We start from the raw sequence: 8,968 nt of genomic DNA on the forward strand, positions 1-8,968 counted from the left end.
GCCCGAGGCTCGCCTGAGCCCCGCCGCTCGTCTTCGCCCCGTCGTTCCCCTCCGCCGCGCCCGCGGGTGCGGCGTCCCAGGTGACCGCCGTGACCTCGGCGCCACCGATGACCTCGACGTTGTCGAGCTCGGCGAGCCGGGCCCGCAGGAGCCGCTCGAGGTCGGGCTGGTCGAACATGTTCGCCTGCGGATACCCGTGCGGACCGGTCGCCGCGTCCCGCCGGAACTCGGCCATCACCCGGTGCCGCCCGTCGAGCAGCCGCAGCCCGAGCCCCGGCCGGCTCACCCGCAGGAACTCGTCGGCGACGCCGATCTCCTGCAGGATCCGCACAACCTCGTCGTCGACGTGGACCGCGCGGGGCAGCGGATACGGCTCCTCGTACCGGTCGAGGACCAGGCACCGTATCCCCCGCTGCGCGAGGAGGATCGCGGAGGCGACGCCCACCGGCCCCGCCCCCACGATCACCACGCGATCCACGCGCCGAGGTTACTTCACGAGCACCGCGTCCCGTTGAGCGTGAACACCGTCGGGTTCGTGTTCGAGCCGTTCCAGTTCGCCAGGAATCCGAAGTTCACCGTCCCTCCGGCCGGGATGTTGGCCGTGTAGCTCGCGTTGGTCACCGTGACCGCCGCGCCCGACTGCGTGTACTGCCCGCCCCACGACTGGGTGAGCACCTGCCCGTTGGCGTAGCTCCAGGCCAGCCGCCAGCCGTTGACCGCCGACGTGCCGGTGTTCGTGATCTTCACGTCGCCCTGGAACCCACCCGGCCACTGGCCGACCACCGAGTACACGACCCGGCAGGCTCCCGCGGGCGGCGGCGAGGAGGAGGCCGACCGCGACGGCGAGACCGAGACGGACGGCGAGGGCGACGCCGAGGAGCGCGACGGCGACGGGGAGGAGCCCGCGTACACCGAGGCCTCCTGCGCGGTCGCCTTGATGCCGTTGGCGCCGTTGAAGATCCGCTGACCCCAGCTCGTCAGCTGCGCGGGGTCGAAGTTGGTGACCATGTCGAGGTACTCGACACCGCCGCCGTTGCCGCTCCACGACCAGCCGAGGTACCCGATCCGCAGCGACTGCGTCGTGGCCATGATCGTGTCTTCGTCGGGGTTGCCGTCCGAGTGGTTGAAGCCGAACTCCCCGACGACGATCGGCAGCTTCGCCGAGACGAACCGGTTCAGGTAGTCGTTGATCTCCGCCGCGGTGTCGAACACCCCGTACATGTGGATCGAGAAGACCGTGTTCTTCGCCGGGTCGGCCGCGAACACCGTCGCGGCGTTGTCGCGCATGGTGAACTGCCAGTCCTGTCCCCAGTTCGGCGCGTCGACCATGATCGTGTGCTCGAACCCGTTGGACCGCAGCCGCTTGATCGCGTTGGCGGTATCCGTCGGCCACGCGGCCACCGTGGCGGCGGTGTTGCCGGTCGGCTCGTTGCCGATGTTGACGATGATGTACTTCTCCTGGCCGACGAGCGCGCTCTTCACGCTCAGCCAGTAGTCGACCGCACGGTCGAGCGAGACGGCGCCGCTCTGCTCGCCGTAGCCGGTCGTGTCGTGCGCCTCCAGCACGCAGATGAGCCGGTTGGCCTTGCACAGCGACACGACGTTGGCCACGTCGGCGGTGTCGTTCTTCGTCCACCGGTCGCCGGTGGCGAGCACGACCCGCAATGCGTTGGCGCCGAGCGCCTTGATGTTGGCGAACGAGCTCGTCTGCGACGGGTACCACGCGTGCGCGTGACTCACCCCCCGCATCACGAACTCGTTGCCGTTGGCGTCGTACAGCCGCCCGTTGCTGACGGTGAAGCCGATGGCCGCCTGCGCCGGCTGCACAGCGACGAGCACCGACACCACAAGGGCCAGCACGGCGGCGCCTGCCAGGGTGAACCGCTTCCTCACGATGAGGCCTCCCTTCCGATCGCCAGGCAACGTATTAAGCGGTTCAGTACAGGTCAACGCCCACACCCCGGCACCCCTGACGACCAGCACAGACCCCGTGAAACTTGCAACCCTCCGCGGCCGTCGCCCCCGCACCGCCCGCCTGACCACCGGGCCGCACACCCATCCCGTCCACCCGCCGAGCCGACCCCAAGGCACGCGCAGCGGCCGCACCTCGCCATCCCATCCGCACCTCTCCACCCACGCCTCTCCGCCCGCCACCGCCGCCGCGCGCCCCGCCTCGCCCGCGCCTGCTCCACCCGCGCCTCTCCGCCCGCCACCGCCGCGGCGCGCCTGCTCCACCCACGCCGCCGCCCGCACCGCCTCGCCCGCGCCTGCTCCACCCACGCCGCCGCCCGGCACCGCCTCGCCCGCGCCTCCCCGCCCGCGCCGGCCAACGCTCGCACCCGCCTCGGTGACGTAGTCGTCGACAGCCAGAACGAGGCCGGGCCGGCGGCGGGTTCGGCCGGACCGGCGCGTTCAGCCCCGTCAGCAGCGGGTAGAGCGCGCCCGGCACTACCCACAGACCTCAACGCAGGCAGGAGAAGCAGATGGCACTCGACAACCCGGCCGACCTGTTCCTCTACGAGCTGTCGGGCATGTACGACGCCGAGCGCAAGAGCAACCAGATGGTGGGCGAGATCCTGGGGCACGCGGAGCACAGCCCGCTCGCCCAGATCCTGCGCGCCCAGCAGCAGCAGGGCCAGCAGAAGATCCAGAACATCGAGACGTGCTTCGCGATGCTCGAGATGGAGCCGATGGACGTCCCGTGTATGGCGATCGACGGCATGCGCGCCGAGTTTCAGGCGTTCAGCAACCAGCGCCCGTCGACCGAGGCGATGGAGATCTACACCGTCGACGCCGAGACGAAGCTCGCGCACTTCGGCATGGCCGGCTACCGCGGCCTGATCGACAAGGCGCTCCTCATGGGCGAGATGCAGTGCGCCCAGATCCTGCAGACCAACCTGGTCCAGAAGCAGGAGAACGCGGGCACGTTCGAGCGGATCAGCCACGAGCTGGGCCAGCGGGTGGCCATGACCGTCTGACCGCCCGGCGGGGCCGTCACCGAGGGACGGCCCCGCGCCGCCCGCCGCCCAGTTCGTCATGCGCCCAGCACCTCGAACACCGCGAGCACCGCCCGGCCCCTCATGCGTCCCGCACCTCGAACACCACCAGCGCCGCCACGACCGCCACCGCGGCGTACACCGCGAGCACCCCGAGCCCGGCCCACGGCCCGATGTCCGACGGGTGCAGATGCCGGGTCACCTGGACGGCCAGCCCGGCATCCATCGGGGTGTACCGGTGCAGCCACCGCTCCCACCGCGCGTTCGACACCAGCGTGGCGACGAGCGGCGCGACATACAGCAGCACCAGCACCCCGGTGATCGCCCCGGCGGTGTCCCGCACGAGCACGGCCACCCCGGCACTCAGCAGCCCGATCAGCACCAGGTACAGCACGGTGCCGATCGCCGCCCGCCGCGTCGGCTCGTCGGCGAGGGACAGCGGCGGGTGCCCGTTGGCCGCCGTGAACCCGCGACCGGGCAGCACCCACCGCCCCACGAGGAGTGACACCCCGACGGCCACCGTCGCCGCGACGAGCACCGTCACCGCGACGACGGCGAACTTGCCGGCCAGCGCCCACGCCCGCCGCGGCAGCGCCATGACCGAGGTGTGGACCATCCCGGTCGCGTACTCGTTGCCGACCGCCAGCACCGCCAGCACGACCACGGCCGCCTGGCTGAGCCGCACCCCGAACAGGCTGAGCCGCACCGTGTCCTCAAGGCACGGCGACTCGCAGCCGTCCCTGCTGAGCGTGCCGGTCATCGCCAGCCCGAGCCCGACGGTCAGGGCCACGATCCCGAGCACCAGCCACCCGGTGCTCGGCACGGTCCGCAGCTTGGTCCACTCGGCGTGGAGGGCTCCGCCGACCGGGCCGCCCCCGTGGCGCCGCCAGCTCCGACGGCCGAGGCCGGGCTCCGGGCCGCTCATGCGTCCCGCCTCCGCACCAGCCACCAGGCGACGGCGAGGGTCACCGCGGCGTACACCGACACTACGGTCAGCCCCGCCGCCGGTCCGATCATCGACCACGGGTCGGCGAGCGTCGTGGTGGGCGGCTTCGCCCGCCAGGTCGCGAGCCCACCGGCCGGGGTCAGCTGCATGACCCAGCGCCCTACCGAGAGCGGCAGGATCGACGAGAGGATGACCGGCACCACGATGAGCACGACCACGGTCGTGATCGCCGTCGCGCTGTGCCGCAGCACCGTGCCGAGCGCCATCGCGAACACCGTGAGGATCGCGACGAACAGCGACGTCAGCAGCAGCGCGCGCAGCACCGGCGGGTCGGTCAGCGAGTACTCCGGATACGCCGGCGGTGCGAAGCCCTGCTCCTGCAGCACCGGCTGCGCCGCCAGCAGCGCGACACCACCGCCGAGCAGGGTCATCACGAACGCCGCCGAGCCGATCACGATCGCCTTCGCCGCCAGCGTCCGGCCGCGCCGGGGGTTCGCCGCGAACGTCGCCCGGATCATGCCCTTGCGATACTCCGACGTCACGAACAGCACCCCGACCGCCGCCAGCGCCATGAGCCCGGGCAGCACCCCGAACAGCGCGATCGACACGACGTCGTCGTCGGGCGGGTTCGGCTTGATCTGCCCGCCGCCGGTGATCGTGAACATGCCGTCGCGCTCGACGACGCCGGCCGCCTTCATCTCGGGCAGCGGGGGTCCCGCACTCCCGGATTCGCCGCTCGTGTCCTTCGGCCGGTCCATCGGCCGGTGCACCGGGTCGTCCTCCCACGCACCGGCAGCGGCGGCGTCGAGGCGGACGTTGTCGAAGGTCGCCGTGCTCAGCGTCCCCTGCTCCGTCACCGCCGTGTTGCCGGCGCTGCGCTTGACGATCACCTTCGGCGCCGAGTTCACGAACATCCCGACCTCGACGTCCCGCGGCAGCCTGGCCGCCGTCACCTGACCGACCTTGGTCCAGTTCGACCCGTCGGCCGACGCGTACCCGGTGATCACCGGGCCCTGCCGGGTCAGCCGCAGCCACACCGGCGCGGTCCGGTCACCGCCCCGGATGTCGGTCACGTAGTCGGACTCCAGGTGCACACCGTCCTTCGGCGTCACCCGTAACGCCACATACCTGGAGCCGCTCGTCAGCCCGTCCTTGACGATCAGCCCGGCGCTGGCGTCGGTGCCGCTGTCCTCCAGCTTGCCAACCCGGGCCGTGATCGTGCCGTCGCCCGACATCGTCTGGTGGGCGAACTGGAAGTCGTCGACGACCGGCTGTCCGTCCGGCCCGACCGCGAAGTTTTGATACTGGTTGGCGTCGGTGCCGCTGCTCGACGAGACGAGCAGGCCGATCACCACGATCAGCATCCCGGAGCACAGCAGTGTCAGCACCCACCGGCGCACGGTGCGCAGCTTCGTCCACTCGGCGCGCAGCGTGGCACCGAACCCGTCGCCCCTCATCACATCCACCTCAACGTCCGCTCGCGCTGAACTCGACACCCTCGCGGGTCAGCTCCATGTAGGCCTCCTCCAGGGAGGCCCGGTGCTGCCGGAGCTCCGCGAACGGCACGCCACCGCCGGTGAGCACGGCGCTGACCCGCTCCCCCGGCAGACCCTCCACCGACAGCTGGTCCTCACCGGTCGCGGCGACCGTCCCGCCCGCGTTGGCCAGGAGGGTCATCGCCTCCGCGCGCTGGGTGGTGCGCACCTCGACCCGGCCCTTCGACGCGGCGGCGAGCAGCTCCGACACCTTCATGTCGGCGATCAGCCGGCCCCGGCCGACCGCGATCAGGTGGTCGGCAGTGCCCTCCAGCTCGCTCATCAGGTGGCTCGACACGAGCACGACCCGGCCCTCGGCGGCCAGCGACCGCAGCAGGCCGCGAATCCACACGATGCCCTCCGGGTCCAGCCCGTTGACCGGCTCGTCGAGCAGCAGGACCGCCGGGTCGCCGAGCAGCGCCGCGGCGATCCCCAGCCGCTGCCGCATCCCGAGCGAGAACCCACCGGCCCGCCGCCGGGCGGCCGAGGCGATGCCGGTCATCTCGAGCACCTCGCCGACCCGGCGCTTGGCGATCCCGTTGCTGTGGGCGAGCCACAGCAGGTGGTCGCGCGCCGACCGGCCAGGATGGACCGCGGCCGCGTCGAGCAGGGCACCGACCTGCGTGAGCGGCTGGCGGAGCGAGCGATACGGCATGCCGTTGACGAGCGCCTGCCCCTCGTCCGGCGCATCGAGCCCCATGATCACCCGCATCGTCGTCGACTTGCCGGCCCCGTTCGGACCGACGAATCCGGTCACCTCGCCCGGCCGGACGGAGAAGGTCAGGCCGTCGACGGCGATGACCGAGCGGTACCGCTTCCGGACCGCGCCTACCTCGATGGATGGCTGCATGGCGTCGACGGTACGAACTCGGCGGCGCCGCGTCGTCACGCCACAGAGCTGTCTCGGACATCCCTGACGTGAGGGATGCATCCCCCACGAGAGCTACTCGAGAACGGCTGGCACGGGGGACGCCGGACCGGCCGGCCGCGACCACAATGGCGGATGTGAACCGGGTGCTGGAGCGAACGCTGTCGGCGGGCCGAGCGGCCGTCGCCACCAGGCAGTGGCCGCTGGCCTGCGCGTTCGTCCTCGGCTTCCTCGCGCTTCAGGAACTGGACTGGGCGCAGCGGCTGACGCTCACCACGACGCTGCTGGGCCTTTCGGTGACGCTGCCGCTCGCACTGGGCCGGGCCGCGCCGGGCCTGGCGGCCGCGTTCGTCGCCGCGGGCGCGTTGGTGACCCTGCTTTCCGGTGTACCGCTGACGGTGGCCGCCATCGTCGCACTCGGCGGCATGTATTTCGTGGCCGGGCGGCGCCTGCGCGGACGGTGGGGCGCCCTGCTGGTGGCACCGTTCGTGGTCTACGCGCTGGCACCGGCCGGCGTCACGTTCGCCGACCCCGGCGGCGGCAGCACCGGCACGGGCGGGCGGGCGTTCGCCGTCACGCTGCTCGCGCTCGCCGGAGGCGCCGTGCTGCTCGGCTCGTCGCACCGGGCCCGGATGGAGGCCGCCCGGCGGGACCGCGACGACCGCAGGATCGCCGACACGCTGCTCGATCATGTCGCGCGGGGCGAGCGCGCCCGCATCGCCCGTGAGCTGCACGACGTCGTCGCCCACCACATCTCGATGATCGCGGTCCAGGCGGAGGCGGCGCGGCTGACGACCCAGGGCATGCCGCCGGAGGGCGAGAAGCGCCTGTTGGCGATCGGTGACACCGCGCGGTCGGCGCTGACCGAGATGCGCCGCCTGCTCAACGTGCTCCGCGAGGACTCGGGCGAGGTGCCGACCCGCCGGCCGCAGCCCGGCCTGCGGCAGCTCAACGAGCTCATCGACGAGGCCCGCCGGCTCAATGGGGCGAGCACGCGGCTCATCGTCCGCGGCCGGGTCGCGCCGCTCGGCCCGGGCGTCGAGCTGACCGCGTTCCGGATCGTTCAGGAGGCGCTGACCAACGCGCGCCGCCACGCGCCGGGGGCGGCCGTCGACGTCGAGCTGGACTACGGCGAGCGGGAACTGCTGCTCCGCGTCCGGGACAACGGCCCGGGAACGCGGACGGCCGACGGCCACCGCGTCTGGCACGAGCGCCGGCCACCCCTGACGGTGCCGAGCGCCAGGTCCGCCGCAGCACCAGGGGACCCGGCCGCTCCGCTGCCCGCACTGAGCGCGGGTTCTGCGACGGGCGCGCGAACGGGTGGAGCGCCAGGAGCTTCAACAGAGCCTCCGCCCGAACCCCGAACAGGTGCCGCATCAGGAGCAAGGACAGTCGCCCCGCAAACAGCCGAGACCGGCGCTGCGCCAGGAGCGCGAACAGGAGCCGCGCAAACAGCCGAGACCGGCGCTGTGCCAGGAGCACCGACAGGCGCCGCGCTGACCGCCCAGACAGGTGCTGCGCCAGGAGCGCGGACGGGTGCCGCATCAGGAGCCCGGACAGTCGCCCCGCAAACAGCCGAGACCGGTGCTGTGCCGGGCGTGCGAACAGGTTCCTGGTCAGGAGACCGGACGGGTGCTGCGCCAGGGGCCTGGACCCGTCGTGCGTCAGGAGGCCGAGCCGTCACGGCGGCGGAGGCAAGGACCGTGATCGCGGCTGAGGGTGGGCACGGGCTGACCGGGATGCGGGAGCGGGCTGCGATGCTCGGGGGCACGGTGTACGCGGGGCCGGGGCCGGCGGGCGGGTTTCTGGTCGAGGTGTGGTTGCCGGTCGAGGGGGACGACGACGGATGACGGTACGGATCGTGGTGGCGGACGATCACGAGGTGGTGCGCAACGCGTTCGCGGCGTTGCTGGAGACGCAGGCCGACCTGTCGGTGCTGACCACCGTCGCCGACGGGGCGGCGGCGGTGCGGGCCTGCCGGGACGGGCAGCCCGACCTGGTGCTGATGGATGTGCGCATGCCGGTCATGGACGGGATCGAGGCGACCCGGCGCATCATCGAGGCCGGCGGGGCTCGGGCGCCGCGGATTCTGATGTTGACGACGTTCGACCTGGACGAGCATGTGTACGACGCGTTGACGGCCGGGGCGAGCGGGTTCCTGTTGAAGGACGTGACGGCCGAGCGGCTGTTCGACGCGGTGCGGGTGGTCGCGGCCGGGGAGGCGTTACTGGCCCCGACGGTGACGCGGCGGCTGATCGCGGAGTTCGCCCGGCTGCGGCCGCAGACGCGTGCGGCCTCGACGCTGGGCGACGTGCTCACGCCGCGCGAGACCGAGGTGCTGCGGCTGATCGCCGGCGGGCTGTCGAACCCGGAGATCGCCGACCGGCTGGTGGTGAGCGAGGAGACCGTCAAGACCCACGTCAGCCGGGTGCTCACCAAGCTCGGGCTGCGCGACCGGACCCAGGCGGTCATCGCGGCGTACGAGTCCGGCCTGGTCGTCCCCGGCGGCACCGTCTGACCGGCCGCGGGAAGGGCTGAAGGGCGGCGGGAAGAGGGCGCGGCTGTGCCGCGGCGGGAAGAGGGCGCGGCTGTGCCGCGGCGGGAAGAGGGCGCGGCTGTGCCG

General features: G+C 72.5%; 8 protein-coding genes. 3 read left to right on the plus strand and 5 right to left on the minus strand.

Features of this window, described 5'->3' with window-relative positions; all coding sequences use genetic code 11:
* On the minus strand, positions 1-478 hold a 478-nt coding region (locus ABZS66_RS20645; RefSeq protein WP_354759899.1), incomplete at its 3' end, for an FAD-dependent monooxygenase.
* 14 nt (positions 479-492) lie between these two features.
* A complete protein-coding gene (locus ABZS66_RS20650; RefSeq protein WP_354759901.1) occupies positions 493-1,893 on the minus strand; it encodes a cellulase family glycosylhydrolase in 1,401 nt (466 codons plus the stop codon).
* A 590-nt stretch (positions 1,894-2,483) separates the two neighbouring features.
* On the opposite strand from ABZS66_RS20650, the gene ABZS66_RS20655 reads away from it, so the two are divergent.
* Positions 2,484-2,978, plus strand: a complete 495-nt coding sequence (locus ABZS66_RS20655) for a DUF892 family protein (protein ID WP_354759903.1) — start codon at positions 2,484-2,486, stop codon at positions 2,976-2,978.
* A 100-nt stretch (positions 2,979-3,078) separates the two neighbouring features.
* Here the strand turns inward: ABZS66_RS20655 and ABZS66_RS20660 are convergent, their stop codons facing one another.
* From ABZS66_RS20660 to ABZS66_RS20670, 3 genes are read right to left on the minus strand one after another with little or no spacing between them, the layout of a single operon-like run.
* Positions 3,079-3,921 carry an ABC transporter permease gene (locus tag ABZS66_RS20660; protein WP_354759905.1) on the minus strand — a complete coding sequence of 281 codons (843 nt, stop codon included), beginning with the start codon at positions 3,919-3,921 and terminating at the stop codon, positions 3,079-3,081.
* The gene (locus ABZS66_RS20665; RefSeq protein WP_354759907.1) at positions 3,918-5,399 is read right to left on the minus strand and encodes an ABC transporter permease subunit; all 1,482 of its coding nucleotides are present in this window, start codon (positions 5,397-5,399) and stop codon (positions 3,918-3,920) included. Before ABZS66_RS20665 ends, ABZS66_RS20660 begins: the two co-directional genes overlap by 4 nt.
* A 10-nt stretch (positions 5,400-5,409) precedes the next feature.
* On the minus strand, positions 5,410-6,327 hold the full coding sequence (locus ABZS66_RS20670) for an ATP-binding cassette domain-containing protein (protein ID WP_354759909.1): 918 nt from the start codon (positions 6,325-6,327) through the stop codon (positions 5,410-5,412).
* A 155-nt stretch (positions 6,328-6,482) separates the two neighbouring features.
* On the opposite strand from ABZS66_RS20670, the gene ABZS66_RS20675 reads away from it, so the two are divergent.
* Both ABZS66_RS20675 and ABZS66_RS20680 read left to right on the plus strand, forming a co-directional pair.
* On the plus strand, positions 6,483-8,195 hold the full coding sequence (locus ABZS66_RS20675) for a histidine kinase (RefSeq protein WP_354759911.1): 1,713 nt from the start codon (positions 6,483-6,485) through the stop codon (positions 8,193-8,195).
* Positions 8,192-8,863, plus strand: a complete 672-nt coding sequence (locus tag ABZS66_RS20680) for a response regulator transcription factor (protein ID WP_354759913.1) — start codon at positions 8,192-8,194, stop codon at positions 8,861-8,863. Before ABZS66_RS20675 ends, ABZS66_RS20680 begins: the two co-directional genes overlap by 4 nt.
* Positions 8,864-8,968 lie beyond the last annotated feature (105 nt).

Source organism: Dactylosporangium sp. NPDC005572 (genome assembly GCF_040605515.1).
Classification (GTDB): Bacteria; Actinomycetota; Actinomycetes; order Mycobacteriales; family Micromonosporaceae; genus Dactylosporangium.

What these genes read in the sequence shown, in the direction of transcription:
- ABZS66_RS20655 (WP_354759903.1), top strand. Translation starts at nt 2,484, where the DNA reads ATGGCACTCGACAACCCGGCCGACCTGTTCCTCTACGAGCTGTCGGGC.
- ABZS66_RS20660 (WP_354759905.1), bottom strand. Translation starts at nt 3,921, where the DNA reads ATGAGCGGCCCGGAGCCCGGCCTCGGCCGTCGGAGCTGGCGGCGCCAC.
- ABZS66_RS20665 (WP_354759907.1), bottom strand. Translation starts at nt 5,399, where the DNA reads ATGAGGGGCGACGGGTTCGGTGCCACGCTGCGCGCCGAGTGGACGAAG.
- ABZS66_RS20670 (WP_354759909.1), bottom strand. Translation starts at nt 6,327, where the DNA reads ATGCAGCCATCCATCGAGGTAGGCGCGGTCCGGAAGCGGTACCGCTCG.
- ABZS66_RS20680 (WP_354759913.1), top strand. Translation starts at nt 8,192, where the DNA reads ATGACGGTACGGATCGTGGTGGCGGACGATCACGAGGTGGTGCGCAAC.